The sequence below is a fragment of the Nonomuraea sp. NPDC049624 genome (assembly GCF_040675255.1).
Classification (GTDB): domain Bacteria; phylum Actinomycetota; class Actinomycetes; order Streptosporangiales; family Streptosporangiaceae; genus Nonomuraea.
In genome coordinates this window covers 460,753-487,247 of record NZ_JBFAOR010000002.1, presented here as the reverse complement: position 1 = coordinate 487,247, position 26,495 = coordinate 460,753, and the positions used below count along the sequence as shown (strand labels likewise).

General features: G+C 66.6%; 25 protein-coding genes, 1 tRNA gene and 1 riboswitch. Of the genes, 10 read left to right on the top strand and 16 right to left on the bottom strand.

Features of this window, described 5'->3' with window-relative positions; genetic code table 11:
* Window positions 1-2 precede the first annotated feature (2 nt).
* Both AB0J76_RS08570 and AB0J76_RS08565 read right to left on the bottom strand, forming a co-directional pair.
* A complete protein-coding gene (locus tag AB0J76_RS08570; protein WP_352319611.1) occupies window positions 3-917 on the bottom strand; it encodes a hypothetical protein in 915 nt (304 codons plus the stop codon).
* Window positions 907-2,742: a PD-(D/E)XK nuclease family protein gene (locus tag AB0J76_RS08565; protein WP_352319613.1), complete on the bottom strand. Its 1,836-nt coding sequence runs from the start codon at window positions 2,740-2,742 to the stop codon at window positions 907-909. Before AB0J76_RS08565 ends, AB0J76_RS08570 begins: the two co-directional genes overlap by 11 nt.
* Between AB0J76_RS08565 and AB0J76_RS08560 the strand changes: the two genes are divergently transcribed.
* The gene (locus tag AB0J76_RS08560) at window positions 2,732-4,084 is read left to right on the top strand and encodes a serine/threonine-protein kinase (protein ID WP_352319615.1); all 1,353 of its coding nucleotides are present in this window, start codon (window positions 2,732-2,734) and stop codon (window positions 4,082-4,084) included. The genes AB0J76_RS08565 and AB0J76_RS08560 overlap by 11 nt on opposite strands.
* 168 nt (window positions 4,085-4,252) lie before the next feature.
* Here the strand turns inward: AB0J76_RS08560 and AB0J76_RS08555 are convergent, their stop codons facing one another.
* Window positions 4,253-6,979: a tetratricopeptide repeat protein gene (locus tag AB0J76_RS08555; RefSeq protein WP_364389149.1), complete on the bottom strand. Its 2,727-nt coding sequence runs from the start codon at window positions 6,977-6,979 to the stop codon at window positions 4,253-4,255.
* A gap of 377 nt (window positions 6,980-7,356) precedes the next feature.
* The gene (locus AB0J76_RS08550) at window positions 7,357-7,890 is read right to left on the bottom strand and encodes a DUF4262 domain-containing protein (protein WP_352319619.1); all 534 of its coding nucleotides are present in this window, start codon (window positions 7,888-7,890) and stop codon (window positions 7,357-7,359) included.
* 87 nt (window positions 7,891-7,977) lie between these two features.
* Between AB0J76_RS08550 and AB0J76_RS08545 the strand changes: the two genes are divergently transcribed.
* Window positions 7,978-8,550, top strand: a complete 573-nt coding sequence (locus tag AB0J76_RS08545; protein ID WP_352319621.1) for a Pycsar system effector family protein — start codon at window positions 7,978-7,980, stop codon at window positions 8,548-8,550.
* A gap of 35 nt (window positions 8,551-8,585) precedes the next feature.
* Here AB0J76_RS08545 and AB0J76_RS08540 read toward each other — a convergent pair whose 3' ends face one another.
* From AB0J76_RS08540 to AB0J76_RS08525, 4 genes are read right to left on the bottom strand one after another with little or no spacing between them, the layout of a single operon-like run.
* The gene (locus tag AB0J76_RS08540) at window positions 8,586-9,356 is read right to left on the bottom strand and encodes a hypothetical protein (protein WP_352319622.1); all 771 of its coding nucleotides are present in this window, start codon (window positions 9,354-9,356) and stop codon (window positions 8,586-8,588) included.
* A gap of 4 nt (window positions 9,357-9,360) precedes the next feature.
* A complete protein-coding gene (locus tag AB0J76_RS08535) occupies window positions 9,361-11,448 on the bottom strand; it encodes a hypothetical protein (RefSeq protein ID WP_352319624.1) in 2,088 nt (695 codons plus the stop codon).
* Complete coding sequence (locus AB0J76_RS08530; RefSeq protein WP_352319625.1) at window positions 11,445-12,203, bottom strand: hypothetical protein; 759 nt, start codon at window positions 12,201-12,203, stop codon at window positions 11,445-11,447. Before AB0J76_RS08530 ends, AB0J76_RS08535 begins: the two co-directional genes overlap by 4 nt.
* A gap of 57 nt (window positions 12,204-12,260) precedes the next feature.
* Window positions 12,261-12,965 (bottom strand): Crp/Fnr family transcriptional regulator, encoded by a 705-nt coding sequence (locus tag AB0J76_RS08525; protein WP_352319627.1) that lies wholly within the window; start codon window positions 12,963-12,965, stop codon window positions 12,261-12,263.
* A 628-nt stretch (window positions 12,966-13,593) separates the two neighbouring features.
* Between AB0J76_RS08525 and AB0J76_RS08520 the strand changes: the two genes are divergently transcribed.
* Window positions 13,594-14,421: a class I SAM-dependent methyltransferase gene (locus tag AB0J76_RS08520; RefSeq protein ID WP_352319628.1), complete on the top strand. Its 828-nt coding sequence runs from the start codon at window positions 13,594-13,596 to the stop codon at window positions 14,419-14,421.
* 221 nt (window positions 14,422-14,642) lie between these two features.
* Here the strand turns inward: AB0J76_RS08520 and AB0J76_RS08515 are convergent, their stop codons facing one another.
* On the bottom strand, window positions 14,643-16,658 hold the full coding sequence (locus AB0J76_RS08515; protein WP_352319629.1) for a CehA/McbA family metallohydrolase: 2,016 nt from the start codon (window positions 16,656-16,658) through the stop codon (window positions 14,643-14,645).
* Window positions 16,659-16,852: 194 nt separating this feature from the next.
* On the opposite strand from AB0J76_RS08515, the gene AB0J76_RS08510 reads away from it, so the two are divergent.
* Window positions 16,853-17,677: a hypothetical protein gene (locus tag AB0J76_RS08510; RefSeq protein ID WP_352319631.1), complete on the top strand. Its 825-nt coding sequence runs from the start codon at window positions 16,853-16,855 to the stop codon at window positions 17,675-17,677.
* Between the two features lie 36 nt (window positions 17,678-17,713).
* On the opposite strand, the gene AB0J76_RS08505 is transcribed toward AB0J76_RS08510, so the two are convergent.
* From AB0J76_RS08505 to AB0J76_RS08495, 3 genes are all read right to left on the bottom strand, one after another.
* The gene (locus AB0J76_RS08505; RefSeq protein ID WP_352319632.1) at window positions 17,714-17,911 is read right to left on the bottom strand and encodes a hypothetical protein; all 198 of its coding nucleotides are present in this window, start codon (window positions 17,909-17,911) and stop codon (window positions 17,714-17,716) included.
* Entirely contained in the window at window positions 17,908-18,102 is a 195-nt protein-coding gene (locus tag AB0J76_RS08500) for a hypothetical protein (RefSeq protein ID WP_352319634.1), read from the bottom strand. The genes AB0J76_RS08505 and AB0J76_RS08500 overlap by 4 nt, the downstream gene beginning before the upstream one ends.
* 875 nt (window positions 18,103-18,977) lie before the next feature.
* A tRNA-Arg gene (locus AB0J76_RS08495) sits at window positions 18,978-19,049 on the bottom strand.
* A 114-nt stretch (window positions 19,050-19,163) separates the two neighbouring features.
* Here AB0J76_RS08495 and AB0J76_RS08490 point away from each other — a divergent pair.
* From AB0J76_RS08490 to AB0J76_RS08475, 4 genes are all read left to right on the top strand, one after another.
* Window positions 19,164-19,550 (top strand): response regulator, encoded by a 387-nt coding sequence (locus AB0J76_RS08490; RefSeq protein ID WP_352319636.1) that lies wholly within the window; start codon window positions 19,164-19,166, stop codon window positions 19,548-19,550.
* 124 nt (window positions 19,551-19,674) lie between these two features.
* Window positions 19,675-20,337 (top strand): AIM24 family protein, encoded by a 663-nt coding sequence (locus AB0J76_RS08485; RefSeq protein ID WP_352319638.1) that lies wholly within the window; start codon window positions 19,675-19,677, stop codon window positions 20,335-20,337.
* A 65-nt stretch (window positions 20,338-20,402) separates the two neighbouring features.
* A complete protein-coding gene (locus AB0J76_RS08480; protein WP_352319640.1) occupies window positions 20,403-20,702 on the top strand; it encodes a winged helix-turn-helix domain-containing protein in 300 nt (99 codons plus the stop codon).
* On the top strand, window positions 20,692-21,294 hold the full coding sequence (locus tag AB0J76_RS08475) for a YbaK/prolyl-tRNA synthetase associated domain-containing protein (protein ID WP_352319642.1): 603 nt from the start codon (window positions 20,692-20,694) through the stop codon (window positions 21,292-21,294). Before AB0J76_RS08480 ends, AB0J76_RS08475 begins: the two co-directional genes overlap by 11 nt.
* A gap of 119 nt (window positions 21,295-21,413) precedes the next feature.
* On the opposite strand, the gene AB0J76_RS08470 is transcribed toward AB0J76_RS08475, so the two are convergent.
* Entirely contained in the window at window positions 21,414-22,250 is an 837-nt protein-coding gene (locus tag AB0J76_RS08470; RefSeq protein ID WP_352319644.1) for a universal stress protein, read from the bottom strand.
* Window positions 22,251-22,252: 2 nt separating this feature from the next.
* On the bottom strand, window positions 22,253-22,603 hold the full coding sequence (locus AB0J76_RS08465; RefSeq protein WP_352319645.1) for a hypothetical protein: 351 nt from the start codon (window positions 22,601-22,603) through the stop codon (window positions 22,253-22,255).
* Window positions 22,604-22,662: 59 nt separating this feature from the next.
* Between AB0J76_RS08465 and AB0J76_RS08460 the strand changes: the two genes are divergently transcribed.
* Window positions 22,663-23,013 (top strand): glycoside hydrolase N-terminal domain-containing protein, encoded by a 351-nt coding sequence (locus AB0J76_RS08460; protein WP_352319647.1) that lies wholly within the window; start codon window positions 22,663-22,665, stop codon window positions 23,011-23,013.
* Window positions 23,014-23,330: 317 nt separating this feature from the next.
* On the opposite strand, the gene AB0J76_RS08455 is transcribed toward AB0J76_RS08460, so the two are convergent.
* On the bottom strand, window positions 23,331-23,951 hold the full coding sequence (locus tag AB0J76_RS08455; protein ID WP_352319648.1) for a class I SAM-dependent methyltransferase: 621 nt from the start codon (window positions 23,949-23,951) through the stop codon (window positions 23,331-23,333).
* Window positions 23,952-23,986: 35 nt separating this feature from the next.
* A riboswitch (TPP riboswitch) is annotated at window positions 23,987-24,099 on the top strand.
* Here AB0J76_RS08455 and thiC point away from each other — a divergent pair.
* Window positions 24,092-25,570, top strand: a complete 1,479-nt coding sequence (gene thiC / locus AB0J76_RS08450; protein ID WP_352319650.1) for a phosphomethylpyrimidine synthase ThiC — start codon at window positions 24,092-24,094, stop codon at window positions 25,568-25,570. It overlaps the preceding riboswitch by 8 nt.
* Before the next feature lie 32 nt (window positions 25,571-25,602).
* Here the strand turns inward: thiC and AB0J76_RS08445 are convergent, their stop codons facing one another.
* Window positions 25,603-26,454: an SDR family oxidoreductase gene (locus AB0J76_RS08445; RefSeq protein ID WP_352319651.1), complete on the bottom strand. Its 852-nt coding sequence runs from the start codon at window positions 26,452-26,454 to the stop codon at window positions 25,603-25,605.
* Between the last annotated feature and the right edge of the window lie 41 nt (window positions 26,455-26,495).

The window sequence follows — 26,495 nt, the reverse complement described above, 5'->3', positions numbered from 1 at the left end:
TTTTACCGCCACTCTACGTCCCGCGGCGAGTCAGGCGCCATCGGTGACCGTTGATTCGATGACTTGATCCGTCGTGGTGCGACGAGAAACTCTCGTAGCGGCCGGGCCACGTGGTACAGGCCATCGGCCCTGTCCAACTCCTTGCCGCCGCGGCGCCAGCGATGATCCGGACAGTTGTGAATCTCGCATCGCCACCCCTTCTCCATGGGGATCCGGAGGAGCCCGCAGTACCAGCAGATATTGGCACGTTCCTGCCTGTCGAAGTACCGGTCGTGGACTGCGACATAGCAGGTGGCAACGGCATCAGCCGGGATGCGCATCCTGCTGATCTTGAGACGTGCGATGTCGGCGGAGGAGAGGACGGGTGACTCTACGAGTTTGCCAATGAAGGCCACATGACCTCCCGGATTGCCGGCCTGTTCATATATCTCGCGGATTCTCGCCAAAAGGAGATCTTGGACGCTCTTTCCGGCCGGATCCGGGTCCTCCGATCGAAGCGCGAGCTCCTGGCACAGTCGTGTCGGCGCGGCGGTGTCCCGGTCCAGCAGTCTCCCGCGGATGGAGAGGCCGGCAGGTAGGTCAAGAAAGTTCCAGGTCTGAACCTCGCGGTCACGGCACCACGCGAGCAGATCTGGCAGGGAGCGGGGATACCGCTGCTCTCTGCCCGGTTGGTCGCCAGGAAACCGCTGCAGCCCAGCCAGAGAAATGCGGTCAACCGCCATTTGGGCCACCGAGTCGTAGGGAGCGGTGAACTCCTTGGCGGACGGCCATTCCGCGAGCCGGACCACAGTAACGGCCACCAGACCGAGAATGCGAAGAGATTCGTCTTGGTTGAACGCCGGTCCTGTCAACTGCTCCAGCGGATTGGCAGGTTGGGGCTCTGTTTCCTCTTCCCAGAAGTTCTCCTCATCGGTCATCGTTGGTCTCCCCAGAGGCGTTCTGAGCGGACGGACACCACTGGGGGTAGGGGCAACGCCGGCAATTCTTGCCGGGATTGGGAAGGTGGTCGGCATCCCCGTGCCAGGCGACCGCCATAGGAAGGATCTTCTGGCGAGCTACGTCGAGCAGTGCGGGTGATCTGGGGTCGAGAACGCGCAGATCGGCGCCGTTCGGGGTCAGGATCTCCACCTCTATGGCAGAAAGCGGGCCGAGTGGGATCGCGCCCGCCCTATAGAGCAGGACCGCCAGCGCCGCTTGTGGATACCGGCTCAGCAATCGCTCGCCATCAATGATCTTTTCGGCGGAGGTTGTTTTGACCTCGCGATAACACCATGAACCATTCCGCTGGTAGACCAGGTCCGCATGGGCGACAACCAGTGTGTCGCAGTCTGCGTCATCCGCGACGATTACCTGCTCGGTATGGGCGAGCGTGTCCGGTGAGACGCCGATGTATGGGCACACTTCAAGGTGGGCGGCGAGCATGGCAGCGCCTTCCCGCGCCTCGTCGCCGTCGAAATGCCATCGGCTCGCTTGCCAGTGCCCTGAGTCCTCCGGAAGGTCGGTGATTGTGCAAGGGCGGCGGGGGGAACGATCGTGAAGGCGCTGCAGCCAGGCGTGAACCCCTTTTCCCAGCCGCACGGCAGGCGTGTTCTCCCTGGTCTGATCCACGGGCAGCCGAAGAGCACGAAAGTGTTCTTTGGCGGCGCACTCAGTCTGGTAGCGCCCGCTGGTGACTGTGAATATCCGCCGGGGGCGACGCCTGTCGCGGATACCGAGCATCCCCGTGCCTCGAGGCAACCGGGCACACACGTCCCGCTCCTTGCAGGAAAGGCAGTCATAGCCCGGCGTCCGCTCGGGAGACCGGAACAACTCGCGGATCGCCTGTCGTCCATGGTCGGCGAAATATGCCGTGGCCTCTTCGACACTGCCCTGGAACAGAGGAGCGACCGCCCTGCCGGTGGAACAACCGACTTCCAGGACGCGCACCTGGTCGGTCGGCTCGCTCGTGGAGCCTGGCACCAGCGGAAAGGGCCTGCCGCCCCAGTAGAGCCCTCTGGCCTCCTCGAACCTGACCGAATCGATCAGCGCGCCGACTGCCACCACATAGGCCATGACGGACTTCTCGGCGTCACTGCGTGTTCTCTCTCCTGCTGATCCCACGACCGGGACACGCAGTTCGCGCACGACGCCGCCTGGCGTCTGGTAGCTGTAGGCCCGCCCCCACACACACAGTTCGTGCGTCCGGGAGCGTGGGTCGTCAGCAAGGATCTGGTGCACCCACGGCCGAACGGCGACCACGTTCCGGGCATTCATCTCTGCCATGTCGGAGGTCAGCCTGGTGTGGTATCGGGATACAGCCTGCCTGACCCAGGTCGCCAGACCCTCGTGCACGAGCTCGGAGCCGATCCGGTTCGGTGGTGACAGTTGGTCCAGTGCCTCGGCCTCGCTGATGCGCTGACCGAACTCCATCAGATCGAGAACCTGGTTGAACGGCTCGAAGAGCATCTCCACGTGCCGTGCTCGGCGCGATCGAGGACGGGGACGAGCGGTGTCGGCCTTCAACACGTGGAACATCGAGCATCCGAGAACCTTGGCCTGCTCTGGACCGTCATGATCTTCGGAGTCGCCGCGCACCGCACTGCTGTAGATGCGGACCGCCCTTGTTGGGTGATCGTGGGACGACACAGGCATGGCTCCCTCCTTCGACAGGAGAATGCCACGGCGCGGTGAGTTTTTCCGATAGTTGTTGATACGCAGTGCAAGTGATGCGATTCCGTACTTGAGGGCAGTGATGAAGTTCAAGGCTGGAGAGACCATCGGGGGCCGTTTCCGCCTCGTCCGGGAGTTGGGCAAGGGGGGGATCGGGCGTGTCTGGCTCGCACAAGAGAAGCGCCTTGACCGTTTGGTGGCGGTAAAGGTGCTTCTTGATCTGGATGGCCAGGATTCGGACGAGGACCGCTGGAAAAAGGGCGAACTACTCAAAAGGTTCGCGGTCGAGGCCCGGGCGGTCGCCGGTCTCGACCATCCCGGAATTCCCGCCGTATACGACTGGTCGAGCGGAGACCCAGAAACAGGCGAGCCGCCCTATCTCGCGATGCAGTATGTCGTGGGAAAGACGCTGCAGGCAGTGCTGGAGGAGGAGGTCGGCGGACGTCTTACCGTAGTGGAGGCAGTGTGCCTGGGCGCACAGCTCAGCTCGAGCCTGGCGGCGATGCACGGCGCCGGTGGCGGTATTCTCCATCGCGACCTCAAGCCCGGAAACATCATGGTCACCGATGGTGGCAGGGTAAGCCTCATCGACTTCGGGTCGGCGTTCATCATGGATCCACATCAACCTCGGGTGACTACCCGCAGCAGGATCGCGCCTGGCACTAGTGGCTACACCGCCCCCGAGGTCCTGGAAGGCAGAACGGGCCCAGCGGCGTTGAGTGACCTGTACGCTCTCGGCTGCATCATCTATGAGGCGCTGGCCGGCCCGGTGTTCGTCTACGAGAACGACAGTGACCTGGACCAGGCCCACCGCAAGGAGAAGCCTCCTTCATTGAAGGCCCGAAATTCTGCGGTTCCCGAGGAGATCAACCGGCTGGTCATGCGACTGTTGGAAAAGCAGCCCGCGCAGCGTCCCGGCAGCGCCCACGAGGTCTTCGCCCACCTACGCTCTCTGCTTCCAGGCCCCGTGCCCGAAGGCATCGAACGCGTTCGGCCCTACGATCTCACCCTTCCGTTCCGAGATCCGTGCCGTCCACCGGAAGACATCGCCGGCACGAGCCGAGACCGGACGCTACCGCCTGTGACCGTCGGCGCGGTCAGGGTGGAACCAACGGCGTTCATTGAGAATCTGCGCAACGTGAGCGATCTCTTGAAGGCGGGCCGGCAGGAAGAAGGATGGGGGCTGATCAAGCGGATGCTGGCCATGGTGGAGGCGGCACAGGGGGTCGCCGGTACCGATGTCCGCAGGCTGCTGGCCCGTGGGATCAGGATCTTCTTGGAGAGCGATGACTTTGATCACGCGAAGCTGTTGTGGGAGGACATGATCACGAGGTGCCGGGGAAACGGAATCGCAAGAGATGACAGCTTTCTCGAAGAGGCCCGTGCAGCGTTCAGAACGTACAACAACGGGTCTGGCCGCCGTCGCAGCCGGTAGGGTTGACATTTCTCCGGCCGCCCGGGCCCGCGTTCCGCGCTCCCGGGCGGCTGGAGACATGAAATCGATTAACAAATCACCCGCAAGCTAAGCCGGGGGACGCTTCGGATTAGTGGGGCGTCGCAAATGTGGCATGTTTCTCCCTCCTTCGTTTGCGCAACGAGCATATCAAGAGGGTGTGACATTCTTGCCTTCCAAGGCTTTCAGCTTTCGGCTGAGGGCGACAGCCTCTGGGAGCTCCGCGAGCCCGGCGTCTTTCGTGATCTTCAAAGCCTCGCTCCAGTGGTCACGGGCCTCCCGGAGGTGACCTGCTGTTTCGTGCAGGTCGCCCATGGAGTCAAGGGTACGTACCGTATTTGTGGTGTACCGGAGCCGTCGATAGATGCTCAGACACTCCTCGAAATGCCTGAGCGCTGCCTCCCGATCCCCCATCTCCCGCCGGATGAAAGCGAGACTGTCCAGGTCGGCGGCCATGCTGTTGAGGTTTCCGACAGCCCGATGAATGGTCAGTGCCTCATCGCAGTGGTACAGGGCTTCCGTTGTGCGGCCGAGTTGGAGGAGACTCCACCCCAGGCCATTGTGAATGTCGCCTGCGGCTTCGTCCTGGTCGAGTTGACCGAAGAGGGCCAGCGCTTTGTAATAGTTCGCCAGCGCTGCCTCGTGATTCCCGGCGTAGGAGTGCGCGGCCGCGATGATTCCATGACTGTCCGCGGCCTCGAGTGTGTGCGGGGCGACCAGGTCGAGCGCTGCTTCCGCATGCTCAACACACTCCTCGTGACTGCCGATGCGGCGAAGTGTGATGGCGGCTTGCCGCAGGAAATACTCTGCGCTCTTGATATCGCCGGCCTCCCGGGACAGGGACACGCAGGCCCGGAGGATATCGACGTACTCAGACGACCGGCCGCAGCGCCACATGTGTTCGATGAGCGCGTCCGCGAGTGCCATGCAGTCCAAGAGGCCATCACGCTTCACGCCCTGAATGATGGCGCAAAGGACTCGCTCCACATTCTTGTCCAGCCACATCTCAGCCTTGCCTTCGACTCTTGCTGAGGGCAGCGACTCCTTGACGTACTCCGTGTAGCACCGCACCAGCTCGCGGTTGGCTCTGCTGCTTGCCTCGAAAAGCTGGCGGTCTTGCCGCGCCAGGGAGCACGCATAGTCTCGTAACAGATCGTGCATGTGAAAGACGCCGTCCGCATCCTCCTGCACGAGGTTGAGGTGCCGAAGCTCGCGAAGGCGCCCGATGGCTCGGCCGGTACCAAGGAGCGCCGCAACCGCTTCGGAGGGCAGATCGGGTCCCAACGCGTTCCCGACCATGACGAAGGTCGTCTTTTGCGCATCACTCAGGGTGTCGTAGGTCCACGAGAAGATGGTGCCGATCGAGCTGGCTGGTTCGCCCAGGTCCAGGAAGTCGAGGCGGGCTTCTGAATCCGTAAGTCCTGTAGCGATCCGAGCTAGGCTCTGGTGACCGAGGCTACGGACGTGCGCGCCGGCGATCTCGACCGCCAAGGGCAGGTTGCCGCAGATGTCGAGGATCCTCTGTGCGCTTTCCGGTTCTTTGGCGATACGTTCTTCATCGACATAAGCGGCGAACAACCTGTATGCCTCGACCGCTTGAAGGGCATCCACCTGAACACTTCTCACTCCGCTCTCCCGGGACAGGTTGGCGAGCGCCCTTCGGCTGGTGAGGATTATCTTGCTTGATCCTTTCCGTAGCAATTGGAAAACAATGTCGGGAGATTCGGCGACGTTGTCCAGAACAACGATGCACCGTTTGTCGTTCAGGAGGTTGATGAGAAGTTGACGCTTCTGGATATCCGTACAGTCATTGGTCGGTTCTTCTCCGAGCTGCGCCAGGAGAGTATCCACGCACTCCTTTGACGACATCGGGATCCCGGTCCCGTAACCGCGCATGTCGACCATAAGCTGCGCGTCCGGAAAGTCTTCGATGGAGTGATGGGCGAGATGAAGGGCCAGAGTCGTCTTCCCGCAGCCGGCGCCGCCGGAGAAGACGATGACCTGTCCGTCCGGAAACTCGGCAACATACTCGGTGCGCGGAATGTATGGATCCGGCATGGGGCGAAGGTGATTTGTGTAAGATTTGTTACCTGCCGCCGGGGTCGCTTGGACGGCACGCCGAAGGTCTTCCAGAGGGAACCATGTTTGTTTCTGCTGCGATGCATGCCCCAACTGGGTCAAGGTCTCGAGGGGGCGATCGATCATGGGGAAATCGGTGCAGTTCCGGAGAATCATTCGTAGCCTGGCAAGATCAGCTCCCCCTTCCTCGGCGAAGTCGTACCGGACGACTTCGAGAACCTTGAGAAGCTGTCGCAGTTCGACCTCGGTTGGCGGGCTCCCGGTCGCTCGAGACCACTCGCGTGTGATCATCTCGATTATCGTCCGCAACGCTCGTCTCTGGACGACTGTCTTCGCTGCATACTCCAAGGGAATGGAGAAGGGATGTCCTTGCAGTCGTCTGCAAACCGTCCCTAATTCATCAAAACTCTTGCTGCCGTCCTCGCTGGTTGCGATCACCAGTCGGTCGAGGGCGGCATCGACCGGCCGTGGACCATGCTGTGTAGGAATTCCGGTGATCATGGCCTGGACGACCTGTTCGATCGCCTGTGCGAGGGGATTGCATGAGGGGGAGACTGCTTGCATCCCCTTCTTCGCTTGCAGCAGGAGAAAGCCGCTGGTGAGCTCCACGGTGACATCGTCCAGCGCCAACGCTGTCTCGCTGCCGACTGACCTGATCCGTATGCGGCTATCCAGCCCAAGACCCGGGGGCAGGTCGCAGACTGCCAGTACGGCCCACCAGGCGAAGACCTGTGCCTGAAAGCCGAAGCCGCGGGCCGCTCGGGCTCCGCCGGCTGACGACTCCGCTGCGCTAGGCATGCTAACCCTCCCTTGGCGCATGGTTACACAGGTCGTAGTCCTACCCCGTCTGCGAGTCCATCCTGGGGCTTTCATAGGCAACATGCGAGGTGTCCGCGGAAGCCGAAGGCTCCTCGGCACGCCAGGGTTCTTTCATTGGTTCAGCGGCAGCGTGACGCCGAACGTCTCATACAACGCTCGCCGCGATCATCTGCGAACCCAGGGACTTCATCGCCGCCGTACCCTTGCGACACTCCGGCCGAGAAGCGATTCCAGCCAGGCAGTGTTGGCGAGGCCCACACCAGTTGGCGCGCGGCACGCTTTCTGGGCGTAGCGCCACACGATGGTGTCGACAGAGCCGCCAGCGCCAGGCGCGTCGGTGCTGCCCGCATCGGCCTTTACAAGTCCTGTGTCCATATGCCAGGAGGGTGTTCGTCCGGCCTCAACCACAGTTGTGGCTGGTGGCCGTGATCATTGCCGTCCGACTGCCAGGGAAACGTGCCATCCCGGTCAGGCCAGACGACCTGGAGGAACGGGAAGGGAGGCTGTCGGTAGAACCCGATGGCTGTGCCGAAGAAGGCCCGGTACCAGCGATAGTCGACGGCCTTGAGAGCGACGGAATGGTGGTCGATGACGTCCTCCCACTCCTGGTCGGCCTCCAGCGCCAGGCCGGCGACCACCTTCTCGCCGAGGGCGTTGAGGCAGGTCTGCATGTCGTGGATGTCCAGGCAGAACATGGCCAGCTCGGGCGAACGATGGTTGTGCCACAGCCCGATGGTGAAGGCCCAGCCCGGCCCGGACTCGTCATGAGGGACCATCACGACCTGCCAGCCGTACCGCTGAACCTTCTCGACCGTGGCGTGGGTACGACGATCCAGGTCGCCACGGTCGCTGCAGAGAACGCAGTGGCACGCGGCCAGGCCGACAGGCATGGGCGTCAGCGTACAGAACCCTTGCGAACTCTGATGCCAGTCGTGGAATGCTCTGCGTTGTGATCGCCCCCGGCGAGGAGGTTTCTCGTGTTCCGCAAGATCGTGCGAGCCTTCACCCAGTCCCCCGCGGACGAACGGCAGACAGCCGAGGACGACGCGTGTGCCTACGGAACACAGTTACTCACAGAAGCCCGTGAGGAGCTCAACCGGGCGGACACCAAGGCCCAGGTCCTTCTCGGCATCGTCGGCATCGCTCTCGGCGCTGTCGCAGGCGGCCTGCTCGCGGGTAGCTGGTCACCTTTCGAGATGTCCAACGCCGTCGAGTGGCTGTGGTGGGCAGGGGCAGCGGCAGCTGTGGCGTCCGTGGTCGTGCTCGCCGGTGCGGTCTATCCGCGCCTGGATCGGCGGAAGGGAAGCCGCGCCGTCATGTACTACGCCGATGTCCTTCACCTCGACTCCACGGCGACCGTCGCCGGCGCTCTGATGCGGTCATCGGCACTCGACCTGGAGCGAGTCGCTGATCAGCTGTATCGGGTCAGTCACATTGTGGGGCAGAAGTATCGTCTCATCCGCTGGGGGTTCTGGCTGCTCTTGGGGGGAATGGCGGCCACGGTGAGCGCGGCGCTCATCGACGTGGTGCTCACCGGTTTCCCGTCGTGACCGTGCAGGCGTAAGTACAGCGCCTGCACGGTGGGTCACGCCCTGCCGTCCAGCAGGGTGTTGTCCTCCAGCGGAGGCACGGGAAGGCCGAGGAGTTCCAGAGTGCTGCGGAGCACCGATTCGTTCCGGACGACGAAGTCGAGCATGTCCACCTTCTCGTAGCTCTGCATGATCTTGTCGACCGTGTCGAGCAGTTTCTGCGCGCCCTGCTGCCGCTGCTCGTCGAGCTTCGCGATGATCTGCGGCAGTTGCTCTGGAGCGACAGCCAGTTGGATCGCGTGCACCACGCGGGCGCTTCCCTCCACGGCGGCGAGGAACTCCTGCCACTTCTGCCGGACCTCGTCGGTGCTGCTGATATGCAGCAGAGCCGCGTCGGCGTCGGATCTGATGCCGTGCAGCTTCCTGTGGCTGTCGCGGTTGAGCTGGCGGACCTCGTCGGGCACGTCCACCTCGGCGCGGACCGTCCATCTGAAGACACCCGTCATCGCGCCGGAGATCGATCGGAATTTCTCGTTCGCGGCCCGCTCTGCCGCACCCGGCTCGGTGATGTCGAACTGCCGGGTGATCACACGTATCTCCTGGCAGGCGCGCTGGAGAACCGCTTCCGCTTCGGGCACTTCGTCGTTGAGCAGAGCGTGGGCCAGTTTCCCGGCTGAGGCCGCGGTCCGGAACAGGGTGACGGAGAAGTCGTAGGCGTCGCCCTTGGCGGGCGCGGTCAGGACGAACGGCTCGATGTTGACGGGCGGTTCGGGCTCGGGCTCGTTCTGCTGGACGTGATAAAGCATGGGGGCCAGCCATTTGCGCATGGGATCAGCTCCTGTGAACGAGTTGACGCAGGTGATGGTAAAGATCGGCGGCGATCTCGCCCTGGTGCCGCCAGAGCCGGAGGTAGAGCAGGGCCCGCTTGGCGTTCCGCCCGTCGATCAGGCTGAAGACCTGGTCCGTGATCTCCCGTACGGTGCGCCGCTCGTCGTAGTGACGCAGCCATTCGCTCAGCAGCAGGTCCCAGGACTCGGGCACGACCAGGCGGCCATCGACCTCATGGCTGAGCGCGTTGCGCCAGAGCGTCACCAGCGAGGGATGAGGATCCAGCCGGCTCAGATGCGGCCGTTCAGGGCTCGGGACGGGTAGCGCCGTCAGCCGTCCGAAGGCGACGGCGGCGCTGCGATGACCTGCGGGTCCTCCTTCGTCGACCCAATCGGCGAGGTTGTTCAGGATGGTGTGTGCGGTGTCCGTGCGATACAGATAGGCGACGGACTGAGCCACGTCTTGGTGGAACTTGTCGCCCCTGGTGAGGACCAGGGTTCTGAACGCGGCGAGGGCCTGGTCGGGGGCGGAGAGGCCGACAGAGGAGGCATAGGCGCGGATGGCGATCGCCTTCGTCACGTCGTTGCCTTGGATCATCGAACGGAGATGGAGGTGAACGCGGCGGGTCATCGACGGGTCTTCGGCGGCGGCCTCCAGCGCCAGAGCAGCGAGCTGGTGATCCCGCATGCGGCGGGACCGGCTCCACACCTGGAGGAACCGCTCGTTCACGAGGGCGAAGTCGAAGGTCGCAAGTTTCCCGACCGCGTGCCCGACCTTGATCCTGGTGTGCGACGAGCCCTCGCCGCCGAGCCAGAGCAGCCAGTCGACCAGGGAGTCGCGAATGGTCGGCTGGTCTTCCCAGATCACCCGCAGCATGACGGCCGCCAGTTGGGGACGTCTCAGCCTGATGGTCCGTCCGCCACCGGGCCCGGCGGGTGTGGCCTCGGCATCCACGTAACGCAACCAGAGAGGGAGCTTCTCCCAGAGCTGGACCGGTTTCGGAGAGTGGTCACGGCGCCACTTCTCGTCGAGCCGTTCGGCCAGAGCCAGCGCCGCGCCGGAGATCTCCGCCTCGGGCAGCCCATGGAGGACGGCGATGCTCGTCATGAAGCACCGGCCCAAGGTCGGCCTTCGCTTCTCCAGGTCTTCGCCGACCTTCGCGCGCATCCGGTGGAACCGCCGGTTCAGCATGACCTCGATGGACGTGCCGGCCTCCAAGGTGGCGGCCACCTGCTTGGCCAGTTCGACCACCTGCCAGGGAGCGGAGTGGGCGCGGAGTTCCTCGTCCAGAAGCCGCTGATCGTCCGGGCCGAGCCGCGTGCCTGAGGTCTGAACGGACAGGTGCCTGGCGAAGATCTGGGCGTTCGGCGGGGCGTCATGCTCGATCACGGGCGCGACGGTGGAGCTGATGTGCCCCGGCACCAGGACGATCACCCTGCAGTCCGCGTTGACGCCGGCCCGCTTGAGAGTCGTGGTCACCTTGTCCACGGCGTCGGGCGAATCGACCAGGTCGAGCAAATAGCCGTGTCCCGCTTCCAGTTTCCACTCGCGGGGGTCCGGCGTGCTCGCTCCGTGCGGACTGATCCAGCTCGCCCTGCCGCACCAGTCGAGCAGCGCCGCCGCGGCCGTGGTCGCCTTTCCGGTCTCCGCCGGGCCGCCGAGCAGGACGAGGCGTTCGCTGTCCAGCAGCCTGCGTGTTTCGGCTTGCGACCGGGTCGGTACCAGCGTTCGCCGTAGGCCCTCGATCTCGTTCTCCGTCAGCTCGTGAATCGTCGCGGTCGGTTGGGCCCGTCCCTGATTTACGTGGATGTCGCCTTGGGCGAACCAGACGTTCCCCTTCTTGACGCGGTTGTGCACGCGGCCGAACAGATCCCGGGTGCCGGCGCTGGGCCGCTCGTCGGCGAACAGGTCGTCCAGGCTCTGCTCACGTTCCAGCCACTCCTGCCCAGAGGCGGTCATCTCGGTGCGGATCGATTGGTTGTCGGACTCCTGCGATGCCTCGTCTGCTCCATCTGGAACGGCGGCCTCGATCGCCGGGAGTTGCTGCTGCGAGGGGCTGGACGTCGATTCCTCAGGTGGAGAGTCGCTCATTTCTCCCTCCGCTTCGGTTCACGAGTGACGTGCATGTCTCCCTGTGCGAAGAAGATCTCGCCCTTCTTGACCCGGTTCTTGATCGACCCGGTGCTCGGCGGCGGTGACGACGGGGTGTTGTTGCCGGACGGCGGAGACGCCGGAATCTCCATGGCGTGGACGTCGAAGTGCGGCACGTACACGTACGCCGTGTACTCCTGCTTCTTCTCCGCCACCGCGACCTCCAGGAACTCCGACGGTCTAGGCCGCCCCGGCCCCTGTGACACGTAGTCGCGGAAGACCTCACGGGAGACGATCAGCGCCAGATCGGCGTCGCGGAAGGTGTCGAGAGCGGTCCGGATCGGTGCCGAGTCACGCAACCTCGCGGGCTGTACCGCATGCTGCCCAGGCCACCCGGCCGCGCCGTCCAGCTGCAGCGGTCCGACATGTACGGCGAGCCTCATTCTCATCCGGGCCCAGCTGGGATCGGAGCGTTGACTGTTGTGGGCCGCGATGGCCAGATCCAGCTCGGTCAGGAACTGGTCGAGGAGGAGAGGAATCGTGACGAAGGGGCCCGGCTCGGCGGGAAGACGGACAGTCAGCGAATCGCCGCCCACCTGACGCTCCCACGCCCCATGGTCCAGCTGGACGCGGTCCGCCGCAGTCTCGATGGTGCTGATCAGTCCGAACTGAAGGTTTCGCTGCTGGGCGTCGGTACGGCCGCCGTAGTTCTCGACGTCGGCTGTGAGCAGGACGCGGTAATCGTGCGTGACCATGGCATCTCCAATGAGCGGGTGCGCTCAACAGTGCGGCACGACCCGGTGGGAGAAGCCTTAGAAATATGGTTTGGCGAGGATCGGCAGGTCGGCGAGCGCGGTCAGTCCCGCCAGATCTTTCACCACGACGTCACGGTGACCTCGCCGGATGACCCCTTCCGCGGCCAGCTCGCGCAGCGCCTTCTGCGTCGTGATCTCCTTGGCGCCCACCAGCATGCCGAGCTCGGCTCTTGTGAGCGGTACTCCGATGCTCACGCCGTCGTCCGTGGTGCAGCCGTGCCGCGCGACCAAGGCGATCAGCACCCGTGCCAGGCAGATCTTCGTTTCGTAGCCGGCGAAGTCGAGGCGGCGCTGATTGGCCCAACGTAGGCGCTCGGCCACGACCTGCGTCAACGCCAGTGCCGCCGCCGGCCGCCGGGTCACGAAAGAGCGGAAGACCGGGCCTTTGACCTGTTGGAGAACTGCGCGTCCGCAGGTGGTCACGGTCGCTGACCGCGGCGACCCGTCCATGGCCGCCATGTCGCCCACGACGTCGCCCGACACCCGGATCGCCAGGGTCGCCTCAACACCGTTCTCAACACCTCCGGTCACCTTGACCAGCGCATCCAGCAGAATCCACACCGATGTGCCGCGATCTCCCTGCCTGATCAGCACGTGTCCGGGAGGGACCGTGCACAAGGTCCCGAGCCCGATGAGCTCCGAGCGGAGCTCATCCGTCAGCCGGTGCATGAAGGTGCCGAGCGGCCATCGGTTGGAAGCCAAGTTTCCTCCAGTAGGCGATGTCCCACGCATACGCCGGCTGGGCCACGTCGGCAAGGGAGTCGGGCGTTCGGTCCCTTCAGTGGCCTTTACGGCGGTTGTTCACACCTTTGAAGGCACGTCGCTTATGTTGGTCGGTGACCTGAAACCCGCCGGTCGAGGCTCTGATTATTGCAAGGCGCCGGATCGAAATACCAGGAGAAGGCTTGGCGTCATTTGATGACTTATCCGATTCGGCCGATCGTTGGGAATTGGAAGAGTGGCGTCGCCTGGTGGCGGCACATGAAAGCTCCAGGGTGACGCGCATCGCCATGGGTGTGTTCACAGGATGCTTGGGTTGCTTGCGTGTGTGGCCAGCCTCTTGCCTGCTAATCAGGATTGGGATCCGGCCGTGCCGGACTGGCGCGACTCCAGCATGGTGACGATAGTGACGACCGTTCTGGTTTCGCCATCTCCTTTTTCGCGTTGGCCGCTATGTTTCTCTGGTCGTTACCGCGATGCCTCAATGAGGCTTTTTCATCCGAAAGTGGCAGTTCATGGCGGATGGACTGGTGGAGGAGGACGGCGGAGGAACAAGGCCCGACCGAATATGGTTCGTCCCGGCCGTTGGACGACAGCTAGGGTGTCCGCCATGCAGGACGAGGTCTACCACTACAACAAGGAACGCTGGGAAGCCCTTGCGGGGGCGGAGGCGTTGTTCACCCGTCCTATGCTCGACCTGGACGCGGAGAAGGCTCAGGCCTATCTGGGTCTGGAGAGGCTGGGCATCCCCGGCGACCTGGCGGGCCGGAAGGTGCTCTGCCTGGCGGGAGGGGGCGGGCAGCAGTCTGCGGCCTTCGCTCTGCTCGGGGCCGACGTGACGGTTCTCGACATCTCGTCCGGGCAGCTGGAGCGGGACCGCCTGGCCGCCGAGCACTACAGCGTCGACATCCGCACGATCCAGGGAGACATGCGGGACCTGTCGGCCCTTGACGACTCCTCGTTCGATCTGGTCTGGCATCCGTACTCGCTGACCTTCGTCCCAGACTCCCGGATCGTTTTTCGTGAGGTCGCGAGGGTCGTCGACGAAGGCGGCTACTACTACCTGATGTGCGCCAACCCGTTCTTCTCCGGGCTCACTCACCACTCGTGGAACGGGGAGGGCTACACGCTGAAGCACCCCTACACGGACGAGGCCGCGACCTGCTATCCCGACCAGGACTGGGTCTACGACCGCAAGCCGGCCGGCCGCCACATTCGCGAACCCCTGGAGTACAGGCAGACACTGAGCCGGATAGTCAACAGCCTGATCCGGGAAGGCTTCCTGCTGAGGCTCCTTTCCGAGGTCCGAGGTGACTACCCGGGGGCGGAACCGGGCAGTTGGGCGCACTTCACGGGGGTGGCCCCGCCGTGGCTGGAATTCGTCTGGCAGTACTGCCCGGCATCCTCGGAAAGCGAGGGTGTCCGGGGGCAGGGGTAACCGCTCCCCCACGAATGTTCCAGCTGTGAGCCCCGCAACCGGCGAGTGTCAACGAGAACGGGCGGGGCTTCGTGAGACTGGGGCCCGCCCGTACCTGTGATGTTTGCCCTGGCCGCTGGTGAGAGAGCCGCCGGTCACGATCTTGTGCCTCCGGGGCAATTCAAACCTGCGTGCCCGCCTGGGGAGGCCCTGATCCCGCTAGCACACCTGGCTGGGCGAGGTCAGGGCAGGCGGTTGCGGTAGACCTGCCTCGCTCGCTCGTACAGGGCCAGGTGGTCGTCCACCTGGGCGGGGGTGTCGAAGCGGCCGGACTCGCGCAGGATCGACTCCAGCCGGTCCAGCCAGGCCAGGCACCAGCGCACGTCCGCCTCCCTGGCCACGTGGCCGCCCGCGACGTCCAGGTACACGGGGCTGGTGTGGGCGTAGGCGCCGCGCCGGTGCTGGGAGCGCGGATGCGGGCCGCCGGTCGCCACAGCCACCACGTACGTCGGTTCGTCCGCCGTCAGCGTGGCCACCAGCCGCCCGGGTGGCCCCTGCGCGAGCACGCCCGCAGCGGTGCGGATCTCCAGTTCCTCGACCTCCGGCCCGATCGTGGAGACCACGATCTCCACCTCCTGGCCCGGCGGCAGCACCAGCGTGTCGCCGGGGCCGTGCCCGTTCACCGTGAGCTCCAGCCACGGCCCGGTGGTGGCGAACGTACGCCCGAGCTGGATCGCCTCGGCGTAGGACTCGGTGGTGAGGGGGCCGGCGACGTTGGCGTACACCCGCTCCCAGCCGGGCGGGGCGGAGGCGGTGCCGCGGCGGCAGAAGGACAGCACGGCGTCGGTCCCCGCCGTCACCGCCAGCCTGTTGCCCGCGCCGATGAGACGGCGGTACACGGCCGCCGTGGCCAGGACGGAGGAGTGGTTGAGCACGTCAAGGGAGTCGATCAGGCCCAGCGCGGCGTCGGCCACGATCTCCCTGGCCGCGCAGGACCGCCCGCGATCGAGTACGACGTCCGGCGGGTCGTCGTCGCCGAACGCGGTGTGGAACGGGTGACCGTAGGACACGATCCCGCCGAGCGCCCTCAGCTCCTCGCACGCCGCCGCGTTGGGCGGCCAGTCGGCCGTGCCGCCGAACCCCGTGTGGTAGCGGCCCGGCAGCCCGCGCAGCCCGAACGCCGTGCAGTGGCCGAGCACGTCGTTGCGGTACTCGACGCCGATCCTGGCCACGTGCCGGGCGTCGGACCACGGCAGGTCCTTGCCCACCCACTGCTCCAGCGCCTCCGCGTCGTAGACACGCTCGCTCGCCACGTTGCCCGCCACCAGGTTGAGCACGTGGAGGTCCTCGCCGTGCTGCGCGGCGGCGGCCAGCTCGGGCGCGGCGGGCTCCTCGCCCATCCAGTTGAGGTGCACGTGCAGGTCGCCGCCGTACCAGCCGCGGGCGGCCGCGTCGTACAGCCGTTCGGGCGTCAGCTCCACCAGCGTCTCCGCACCGGCCTGCGGAGTGATGGTCACGTCGGCGGTGCCGTACTCCATCCCCCTGGCCACGGTCACGGTGACGGGCTCGGCGGGGACGGGGACCACGAGGTCGTCACCGTGGAAGAACGGCCGGCGATGCGCGTCCAGCTTGGGCGGCGCGCCGCCGGGGTACCATCCCTGGCCGTTCGCGCTCGTCACGCTCCACCGGCACGGGAACCCCGCGCGCAACCGCACGCCGGCCGCCGCCACCCGCCTGCTCAGCGGCGCCAGGTCGACCGGCCGCCCGTCGACGACGACGGACTCGGCGACCTCGACCACCTTGGCCCCGCGCGCCTCCACCGTGCACCAGGTGCCGTCCACGAGCACGGTGACCGGTTCGTCCCTGCTGGAGTCGAGCAACAACGCCGTACGGAACGGCTCGCCCTCCAGCACGGTGCGCGTGACGGCCTCCACCGCGCAGCCGCCGGGCGTCAGGCGCAGCACGGGCAGGTTGTCCACGACGTCGCCGGCGAGCGCGTCACGCACCACCCGGTCGGGGTCCACCTCGCCGAGGTGATCCTCCAGCTCGGCGGCGGGCAGGTCGGGGTGGCGTCCGGCCAGCTGGCGCAGCCCGGTGTTGTAGAAGTCGTAGCGGCGGTCGAGGAAGACGGTCGCCCATGCCTGGACGACGTAGGACAGAGACGGTTCGCCCCAACAGGGACCGTGCGCGTCACGGAGCGCGCGGTAGTCAGCCAGGGCAGCGGATACAGGGCCAGGAAGCAACGCATCGTCACACATCGGACACTCCTCGGAGGGGACCCATGGTCATACTGACATGGACCTCCCGCTGTGTCCCGCTTTGCGGAGAAGGGCAAGACCTCAAGGCGATCGGCCCGCCGAACCCAGCACGTCCACCGGCCTCCCCGTCGTGTTTCGGCAGTCGCATCCGGTCCGTGTTCCGCGCGTGTCCTGATGGAGGCATTCTCTTCATCATGAGAAACACGCTCATGACGTTGGTGGCCTGCGGTGCTCTGCTGGCAGGGATTGCTCCAGCCCAGGCTTCCTCGGAGCGAGAAGTATCCCAAGAGCCTGTCCAGGCACTGAAAAGCGTTCTGGCAAGCGGAGACGGCGTGCGTTTCACCGAAACTGCCATCGTCTCGAAGGGCACGAAGAAAGTCACTGAACGCCGACGTGAAGGCACCTTCGAGTTCAACGCGCCCAACGGAGGCGTCAAGGCGTTGGACGTCACCACGACCGGAGGCGCTCATGGAACCGAACGCGGCATTGGTTTCAATCACGAGCCCGGCGGCACCAGCTACCAATCCGGTGGGCTCATCGGGAAGTGGCTGAAAGACGGCAAGGTCTGGTGGGAGAACTCTCACCAGTTGTACCTCTGGCACACCGAGCTGCTCGGATACGATGAGCAGCTTCTCAATCCGACAGAGCCGGCCACCGTGGCGGCCCTGCTGAAGAACGGCCACAGGAACGGGAACAGCGTCACCGGCGTGATCACCTTCAAGCAGCTCGGCAAGGCTCGCTCCGTCTGGTTCCGCCATTCCACCCAGGGTTCATGGGGCCTCGTCGGTACGAAGGTCTCCTACACCCTCACGCTGACCCCGACGGGATCGATCAGCAGAGTGCAGAGCAGGTACACCCTCGCCGGCGGCCTTGATGAATTGGTGGGCAGAACCTTCTCCGCCGACACCCAGTACCAGGGGTGGGGTGAAAAGGTGTCCGTCAAGCCGCCGAACCCTCGCGACACGACAACTGAGTTGTGCATCAACGGCGAGGTCTGCCACTGGCGTCTTCCGAGTTGAGAACACGCCGCGCTTCCCGGCAATCACCGGCCGCCCTCAGGGCGGCAGCCAGTCCGGCCACCAGGGCGGCACGTTGCCCACGCCGCAATTGAGCCCTGTCGCGCCGGTAGGCGTGCCGGTCGTCGCGAAATCGTAGAGGATCAGGCCGGCCGGGACGACCACCAGCAGCGGGGCGGTGACCCAGAAGCCCACCCGGAAGGCCACGACGGCGGCTCTGCCGTCGGCCCGCCTCACAAGCGGAACCCGGCGAGGAGAAGCGCGCCGCACAGGAAGACGGCCATGAAAAGCAGCCACCTGCCGCCGAGAAAAATCAGCCCGGCCAGCGCTTGGCCTCCGTCGAGATCGCCGAAACAGTACGAGAGCGCGCTGTCGACGAGCCGGCTGTCCGCCCACGCGACCGCGGCGGCGAGCAGCACGACCGCCACCAGAACACCCCCGCAACCGAGGGTCCGGCGAAAATGCGCCCGCGCCTCCGTCGAACCGGCGCCGGCGTACCGCATGGGCCCCTGTTTCTCGTACCTCATTGTCAGGCAGGGTCTCCGGCCGCTTGGAAGAACTCGCCGCACGAGTTTCGCGGCAAAGGTGATCAATTGTAGCCGACGTCGGCCATTTTCTTGCCGTTGTCCTGCAAGTGGTACAGCTTCAGCGCCTCGTCGAGACTGCATTCCTTGTGGCTGGAGTAAACGGCCCCACGGCTGACAGTGCCTGCTCACCTGGGAAGGCTCTCTTCATCGGCGAGGTCCGCCGGAATAGCTGGCATACTCTGTGGCCGCGCTCGGTTTCTGTGATGATGCGCTCAAGAAGCAAGGCGATGGAGTGCCGGGTCGTACTCCGGAGAGAAAGCGCGGCGAACGTCCTCGTCGGGCGCTCCTTCTGCTTATTGCGCGGAATCTGGGAAGCGACGCGTCTTCCGGATCCGCGTCCCGGGAAACGTGAACCAATTCGCGGCACCGTTTCCGTCCCCCGGAAATTCCGGCGCCCTTGGTGACCTCGGCACGAGATGAGGTGAGATTTGCAGGTGAGCCGGAGTTCGTGGGCCGCCAAGCGATGCCGCTGCGGCCGGGGGTCAGAGTGAGCCCCGGCCTGCCGGCCTCCGCCACCTGGTGGCGGCCGCGGCTGCCCAAGCTCACCCGCAGGGCATGGGGTCTTCCTCGGGGCGGTCGCGACCGCTTCCCGACGCCGATCGACTCACGGTCGGTGAACTTCAACGAGAACGGGCGGGACTCCGTGAGACTGGAGGCCCGCCCGTTCGTACGCTCTTTTCCCTGGTCAGCGGCCTGAACCGCTGATCAAGATCTTGTGCCCCCTGTAGGATTCGAACCTACGCACCCGGCTCCGGAGGCCGGTGCTCTATCCCCTGAGCTAAGGGGGCGACGAGTGATAAGGCTATCAGCATCCGGGGACCACTCGGCACCAGATAACGCTCCTTGAACGCATCCCGCGAAAACCCCACGTGACCGGCCCGCTACGGGCTAGCTTTGCGCCCGTGAGCGACGTTCTTGGCAAAGTACTGGTCGTGGATGACGACGAGGTCATCCGGCAGCTCATCGCGGTCAACCTGAACCTTGAGGGGTTCGAGGTGTCGACCGCCACCGATGGGCAGGACTGTCTGGATCGCGTGATGGACGTCATGCCGGATGTGATCACGCTGGACGTGATGATGCCCTGTCTGGACGGGTGGGCGACGGCGGAGAAGTTGCGTACGGAGGAGGCGACCCGTCACATCAAGGTCGTCCTGATCACGGCGCGGGCGCAGGACGACGACCGGAGGCGGGGGCTGGGGATCGGGGTCGACGCGTACCTGACAAAGCCGTTCGATCCGGCCGAGCTCATACAGGTGGTGCGGGAACTCGCTTCCGGGGCGCAGAGTTGATGGGTTTGTAGAACGGCGCCGGGGTGGTGTGCCGGAGGTGGCGGTGGAGCGGCGGAGGTGACGCCGCTCGGGCCGGCTCCGGATGCACGTCGGCGGCCACGACCATCGACGTGAGAGGCACGACGTGCGTAGTTCGATCTTCGGCAACCTGGCCGGCCAGCCGCTTCCCGGCGGGTTCGCGCTGGAGAACCACAAGATGCTGCGGGTCCAGTTGCCGCACGAGGTGCTCGCCAAGCAGGGGTCCATGGTCGCCTTCCAGGGGCAGATGGACTTCGACTACGAGGGCGGCGGGCTCGGCAGGCTGCTGAAGAAGGCCGTGACGGGGGAGGGGGCCTCCCTGATGCGGGTACGCGGCCAGGGGCAGCTCTATCTGGCCGACAACGCCGACGACATCCACCTCTTCTACCTGGAGAACGAGGGGCTGACGGTCAACGGGCGGAACCTGCTGGCGTTCGGGCCGGAGCTCAGATGGGACATCCAGCGGGTGCAGGGGGCCGGGGTCGCGGCCGGCGGGCTGTTCAACACCACGGTGACGGGCACGGGCTGGGTGGCGGTGACCACGCACGGCACGCCGGTGCTGCTGGACGTGGCGCGGATGCCGACGTTCGTGGACGGGCAGGCGGCGGTGTGCTGGAGCACGGGGTTGCAGGTCGGGGTCAACCGCACGATGAAGGTCGGGGCGTTGATCGGGCGGGGGAGCGGCGAGGCCATGCAGCTGGCGTTCCGGGGGCAGGGGTTCGTCCTGGTGCAGGCCAGCGAAGGGGCGCCGGTGGTGCAGACGTCCTGAGGCCGTACGGCTCAGGGGGCTCGCCGGGCGTGGACAGGTAATTAGCTTATTGCCATACTGGCTCGGTGGATGTGGATCTGGTCAAGGCGCTGGCCAGTGAGAAACGGCTGCTCATCCTTGAGTGGCTGCGCGACCCCGAGCGGCACTTCGGCCCGCAGCGTGACGGCGATCTCGTACGCGACGGCGTCTGTTCGTTGTTCATCGCCGAGAAGCTGGGCGTGAGCCGGCCCACGTGCGGCGAGCATCTCAAGGTGCTGGCCCAGGCGGGGCTGATCCGGGGCACGAAGATCAAGCAGTGGGTGTTCTACCAGCGCGACGAGGGCCGGATCGCCGAGGCCAAGGAGATGTTGAGCAGTGACTGGTGACGCGGCTGACGCCTACGAACGTCCCGATGCCGACGGAGGTCCCGATGCCGCCAGAGGTTTCGAGGTCGCCGAAGGCCCTGAGGGCGACCGGCGGCCGGACGCCTATGAGCGTCTGATCGCCGAGCTCGATGCCGGCGGGGCGCGGTACCGGGTGATCGACCATCCGGCGGAGGGGCGTACCGAGCAGGTGAGCGCCCTGCGCGGGCACGGTGTCGAGCAGGCGGCCAAGTGCCTGATCGTGATGGTCAAGATCGGCAAGAAGCGCACCCGGCACGTGCTGGCCGTCGTGCCGGGGGACGCGCGGCTGGATCTGCAGGCGGTCAAGGGGCTGCTGGAGGGCACGTACGTGGCCTTCGCCGACAAGGACCGGGCCGAGGAGCTGGCGGGCAGCGTCAGCGGGACGGTGTTGCCGTTCAGCTACGACCCCCGTCTTGAGCTGGTGGTCGATCCTTCGCTGCTGGAGCTGCCGGAGATCTACTTCAACGCCGCGCGCCTCGACCGCTCCCTGGCGCTCGCCACCGACGACTACGTACGGCTGGCCGCGCCCCGCGTGGCCGGCATCGTGGCGGCGGCGGTGCCATCCGCCGGTTAGCCGCCGGCGGACGCCCGGGGCGACCGGGGGGCACATGCAGGTGCAGGTGAGGGGGGCGGTCCAGGAGGACGGGAGCGGGCGGAGGAGACGGCGAAGGCCGTGACCTGGGGGAACGTCCCCTAGGCGGAGGTGGCCTTCACGATCGCGAGCGGGCCGGGCGCGTGGTGCAGCATGGCCTGGCTGACCGAGCCGATGAGCATGCCCTTCAGCGTGCCGTGGCCTCGGCTGCCGACGACCAGCAGGTCGGCCCCGGCCGCCACCTCGCGCAGCACCTCGACGGGGTGGCCGTGCACGACGTCCTCGATCACCTCCACGCCGGGATGGCATTGCCGAGGTATGGCGAGGAAGGTCCGCAGGGCCTCGCGGGTCTCGCGTTCGGCCTCCGGATCGGCGGGCCCGAAACCCGAGGGGCGCGGCCAGGCGAAGGCCTCCACCGCGCGCAGCCTGGCGCCGCGCAGCTCGGCCTCGGCGAAGGCGAACTTCAGCGCGCGCAGGCTGCCCTCGGAACGGTCGACGCCGACCACCAGCTCACCGCGCGGAACGGTCGGCGGGTCGCGGACCAGGACGACGTCCATCTGGGCGTGCGCGGCCACCCCGTGGGCGACCGAGCCGAGCAGCAGCCCGCGTACGCCGCCCAGGCCACGACTGCCGACGACGAGCAGGTCGGCCTCTTCGGCGGCCTTTATCAGCGCGGCGCGGGGATCGCCGGGCACGAGTTCCGTGGTCACCTCGGCGCCCAGTTCGCGGGCCCGCCGTTCGGCGGCCGCGAGCACCTCCTTGGCGCCGTCGCGCATCCACTTGCCCACCTCCGCGTACCGGCCGGAGATGGGGCGGCAGACCCAGTCGGGCACCACGTGGGCCACGGTCAGCGACACCCCGCGCAGCACTGCCTCCTTGGCGGCCCAGTCGACGGACAGCAGTCCGGTCGGCGAGCCGTCGACACCTGCGACGATCATGGTCAGGCCACGTAACATTCCACTTCGGCGCGGCGATAGGCCAAGCCCTGTCTGGTGGACTCGTCGATGCACGCGCGCTCGGCCTTGCTGAGGAGCAGTTCGCCGCAGACCGTCACGCCGGAGTACGTCCGGCAGTCGAGTGAACGGTTGCGCCGGCCGATACGGTAGTTGTCCTTGACCGCCTGCCTGCACTTCTGGCGCAGGGCCTGTGTGTCGGCGTAGCGGCACTGGGCGGTCAGCGTCCGGTATTGCTGCTTGCTCACTTCCTGCTGCTCGATGCCGTCCCCAGAGGCGGCAGCCGGTCCGATCGTGGTGAGAGCCACGATCGCGGCCACAGCGGCGATCTTCATCATAGTTCCCCTGAGGGAGTCCGTACCGCCAGGGGCGATCGCCAAACCTTGGGGTGATCGCCATGCTGACGCTCCGGTGCGACGAGCCCGCCCCCGGTTGGGAAGGACACGTCCTGCCGATCGGCAACGGAGCGCTCGGCGCGTGCGTGTTCGGGGCGCTTGCGACCGAGCGCGTCCAGCTCGACGAGAAGCCGTTGCGGACCGGCGGTCCGGGCAGCGCGGAGCCCGGCGGATCCGGCAACTGGCCGACGGACCGTCCCGGCGCTCCGGGCGGCGTGCGGCGGGTCATCGACGAGCGGGGTTCGATGGCGCCGGAGGAGGTGGCCGCGAGGTGGCCGCGATCCTGGGAAACCCGTCCTACAGCACGGGGAATTTCGCCTCCTACCCGGCGCACGCCATCGTCGGCAGGCTGACGGCGCGACTTCCGGGACCGGTGGGGTTCATGTTGCGCATTGGCATTGCGCATGACGGCGGTGAGGACGAGATGACGGCCGAGGCCGGACGGCTGACCTGGGCGGACGGCGTGCCGGTCGAGGTCAGGCCGGTGTCGGCGCGCGGCGGGACCGCGCGGCTGCGCGGCCCCGGGTTCGCACTCGCCCTGGAGATCAGGCCAGAGGAAAGCTCGCCTGGAGACCAGGCGAGAGGACGAGAGGAAAGGTCGCCCTGGAGGCCAGGGCAGGGGAGAGCGCGCCCTGGAGACCAGACCAGGGGAGAGCTCGACCTGGGGGGACTAGGGCAGCGGGGAGCTGCGCGCTGTCGCCAGCACGCTGAACCACGTGCGGTGGGTGACGTTCGTCTCGTGCCAGGCGACCGCGAACCCGGCCGCGTCCAGCACCGCGAGCAGGTCGCCCGCGTCGCGGTGGACGAACCAGCGCTCGTACTCCGTCCGGTACGGCACCGGCTCCCAGCCCTCGTTGTCGCCCAGGGCGGTGATCAGCGCGAGCACCCCGCCGGGGCGCAGCGCCGCGTGCCAGGCGCGCAGCGTCGCCTCGGTCTGCTCGGACGGCACGTGCACGAGGGCCGCGGCCGACCAGACGCCGTCCAGGGACGCCGGCGACAGCGGCGGCCGCCGCAGATCGCCCAGGACGGTGGGCACGCCGCGCCCGGTGGCGAGCCTGGCCATCTCGAGCGACAGGTCCACGGCCACGGTGGTCAGGCCGCGTCCGGCGAACCAGGCAGACTCGCGCCCCGGGCCGCATCCCAGGTCGGCGACCGTGGCTCCGGCGGGCAGGGCTGAGACGAACCGGTCGCGGAAGCCCGCGACGGAGGGTGACGGATCGGCGACCTGCTCGTCGTACTGGCGCGCGATGCGGTCGTAGGTGGCGGTCGTGTGCGCAATGGGATCAGACATCCCCTTGATCCTGCCACGCGCGGGGTTATGATCGCGGTGACCAACGCGGGAGCCCGGTGCGGACCGGGCTGAGAGGACGGCTGTCAGCCGCCGACCGCCAGAACCTGCTCCGGATAATGCCGGCGAAGGGAGTTTGCGCGATGAGCGACGCGCGCTTTTCCAAGATCCACATCGGTGACCTTCAGGTGCCGATGCGCGAGGTCAGGCTGTCGAACGGCACGTCGGTGCGGCTCTACGACACCTCGGGGCCGTCGCGCACCGACCGCTCGGCGTGGGGGTCGCCGGTCACCCAGCTCGGCGCCGCGCGGCGCGGCTTGGTGACCAAGGAGATGGAGTTCGTGGCCGTCCGGGAGGGTATGACCCCCGAGTTCGTCCGGCAGGAGGTCGCGGCCGGGCGGGCGGTCATCCCCGCCAACGTCAACCATCCCGAGTCCGAGCCGATGGCGATCGGCCGGAACTTCCTGGTAAAGATCAACGCCAACATCGGCAACTCCGCCGTCACCTCCTCGATCGAGGAGGAGGTCGAGAAGATGACGTGGGCCACCCGGTGGGGCGCCGACACCGTCATGGACCTGTCCACCGGGCCGAACATCCACGAGACCCGCGAGCAGATCATCCGCAGCTCGCCCGTCCCGGTCGGGACCGTGCCCGTCTACCAGGCGCTGGAGAAGGTGGGCGGGCGTCCGGAGGCGCTGTCGTGGGAGGTCTACCGCGACACCCTGATCGAGCAGTGCGAGCAGGGCGTCGACTACGTGACGGTGCACGCGGGCGTGCGGCTGGCGCACGTCCCGCTGACCGCCCGCCGCAAGACCGGGATCGTCTCGCGCGGGGGCTCGATCATGGCCGCCTGGTGCCTGGCCCACCACCGCGAGAGCTTCCTGTACGAGCACTTCGACGAGATGTGCGCCCTGCTGGCCCGCTACGACGTGACGTTCTCGCTGGGCGACGGGCTGCGCCCCGGGTCGATCGCGGACGCCAACGACGAGGCCCAGTTCGCCGAACTGCGCACCTTGGGCGAGCTGACCAAGATCGCACATGCGCACGACGTGCAGGTGATGATCGAGGGCCCCGGCCACGTGCCCATGCACAAGATCAAGGAGAACGTCGACCTCCAGCGCGAGCTCTGCGACGACGTGCCCTTCTACACCCTCGGCCCGCTCGTCACCGACATCGCCCCCGGCTACGACCACATCACCTCGGGCATCGGCGCCGCCATGATCGCCTGGTACGGCACCGCCATGCTCTGCTACGTCACCCCCAAGGAGCACCTCGGCCTGCCCAACCGCGACGACGTCAAGACCGGCGTGATCACGTACAAGATCGCGGCGCACGCGGCGGACCTGGCCAAGGGGCACCCGCAGGCCCAGGCGTGGGACGACGCCCTGTCGGACGCCCGGTTCGAGTTCCGCTGGGAGGACCAGTTCGACCTGTCGCTCGACCCGGACACCGCCCGCGCCTTCCACGACGAGACCCTGCCGGCCGCACCCGCCAAGACCGCGCACTTCTGCTCGATGTGCGGCCCGAAGTTCTGCTCGATGAAGCTCAGCCACGAGGTGCGGGCGGGCATGGCGGACAAGGCGGCCGAGTTCCTCGGGAAGGGCGGCTCGATCTACCTCTGATTTTCGTGAAGCCCGGGGGCCGGCCCGCGCGGTCAGCCCGGGAGCGTCTCGCCGCCGATCGGGGCCAGCACCTCGCCCGTGTAGTACGAGGACAGCCGGTCGGCGGCGAAGAACACGTACGAAGGGGCGATCTCGTCGGGGTCGGCGGCCCGCTTCATGGGCACCTGCGCGCCGAACTTCTCCACCTTCTCCTCCGGCATCGTGGCCGGGATCAGCGGCGTCCAGACCGGGCCGGGGGCGACGGCGTTGATCCTGATGCCGCGCTCGACCAGGTTCTGGGCCATGGAGTAGGTGAAGGCGTTGATCGCGCCCTTCGTCGCGGCGTAGTCGATGAGGGTCTTGTTGCCGCGCAGGCCGTTGATCGAGGAGGTGTTCACGATCGCGCTGCCCTCCCGCAGGTGCGGCAGCGCGGCCTTGGTGACGCGGTAGTAGCTGTGGATGTTGACCGCGAACGTGTGCTCCCACTGCTCGTCCGTCAGCTCCTCCAGGGAGTCGACCGGCGCCTGGAAGGCCACGTTGTTGACCAGGACGTCCAGGCCGCCCAGCTCGGCGACCGCCTGCTCCACGACCGTCGCGCAGTGGTCGCGGTCGCCCAGGTCGCCGGGCAGCAGCACGCAGCGCCGTCCCTCCTGCTCGACCAGGCCGCGGGTGTGGTTGGCGTCGTCGTGCTCGTCGAGGTAGGCGATGGCGACGTCCGCGCCCTCCTTGGCGAACGCCACCGCGACCGCCCGGCCGATGCCCGAGTCACCGCCGGTGATCAGCGCCTTCTTGCCCGCCAGCAGGTTCCTGCCCTCGTAGCCGCGCATCTCGTCGCGCGGCTCGGGGGACATCTCGTCCGTACGGCCCGGGTACGGCTGGGTCTGGGGTGGTGGTGTCTCCGACATGTCCGGCGATCTTCCCTCGACGGGGTATCGGTAACGTCATG

What these genes read in the sequence shown, in the direction of transcription:
- AB0J76_RS08570 (WP_352319611.1), bottom strand. Translation starts at nt 917, where the DNA reads ATGACCGATGAGGAGAACTTCTGGGAAGAGGAAACAGAGCCCCAACCT.
- AB0J76_RS08560 (WP_352319615.1), top strand. Translation starts at nt 2,732, where the DNA reads ATGAAGTTCAAGGCTGGAGAGACCATCGGGGGCCGTTTCCGCCTCGTC.
- AB0J76_RS08555 (WP_364389149.1), bottom strand. Translation starts at nt 6,979, where the DNA reads ATGCCTAGCGCAGCGGAGTCGTCAGCCGGCGGAGCCCGAGCGGCCCGC.
- AB0J76_RS08550 (WP_352319619.1), bottom strand. Translation starts at nt 7,890, where the DNA reads ATGCCTGTCGGCCTGGCCGCGTGCCACTGCGTTCTCTGCAGCGACCGT.
- AB0J76_RS08540 (WP_352319622.1), bottom strand. Translation starts at nt 9,356, where the DNA reads ATGCGCAAATGGCTGGCCCCCATGCTTTATCACGTCCAGCAGAACGAG.
- AB0J76_RS08535 (WP_352319624.1), bottom strand. Translation starts at nt 11,448, where the DNA reads ATGAGCGACTCTCCACCTGAGGAATCGACGTCCAGCCCCTCGCAGCAG.
- AB0J76_RS08530 (WP_352319625.1), bottom strand. Translation starts at nt 12,203, where the DNA reads ATGGTCACGCACGATTACCGCGTCCTGCTCACAGCCGACGTCGAGAAC.
- AB0J76_RS08520 (WP_352319628.1), top strand. Translation starts at nt 13,594, where the DNA reads ATGCAGGACGAGGTCTACCACTACAACAAGGAACGCTGGGAAGCCCTT.
- AB0J76_RS08515 (WP_352319629.1), bottom strand. Translation starts at nt 16,658, where the DNA reads ATGTGTGACGATGCGTTGCTTCCTGGCCCTGTATCCGCTGCCCTGGCT.
- AB0J76_RS08510 (WP_352319631.1), top strand. Translation starts at nt 16,853, where the DNA reads ATGAGAAACACGCTCATGACGTTGGTGGCCTGCGGTGCTCTGCTGGCA.
- AB0J76_RS08470 (WP_352319644.1), bottom strand. Translation starts at nt 22,250, where the DNA reads ATGATCGTCGCAGGTGTCGACGGCTCGCCGACCGGACTGCTGTCCGTC.
- AB0J76_RS08465 (WP_352319645.1), bottom strand. Translation starts at nt 22,603, where the DNA reads ATGATGAAGATCGCCGCTGTGGCCGCGATCGTGGCTCTCACCACGATC.
- AB0J76_RS08460 (WP_352319647.1), top strand. Translation starts at nt 22,663, where the DNA reads ATGCTGACGCTCCGGTGCGACGAGCCCGCCCCCGGTTGGGAAGGACAC.
- AB0J76_RS08455 (WP_352319648.1), bottom strand. Translation starts at nt 23,951, where the DNA reads ATGTCTGATCCCATTGCGCACACGACCGCCACCTACGACCGCATCGCG.
- thiC (WP_352319650.1), top strand. Translation starts at nt 24,092, where the DNA reads ATGAGCGACGCGCGCTTTTCCAAGATCCACATCGGTGACCTTCAGGTG.
- AB0J76_RS08445 (WP_352319651.1), bottom strand. Translation starts at nt 26,454, where the DNA reads ATGTCGGAGACACCACCACCCCAGACCCAGCCGTACCCGGGCCGTACG.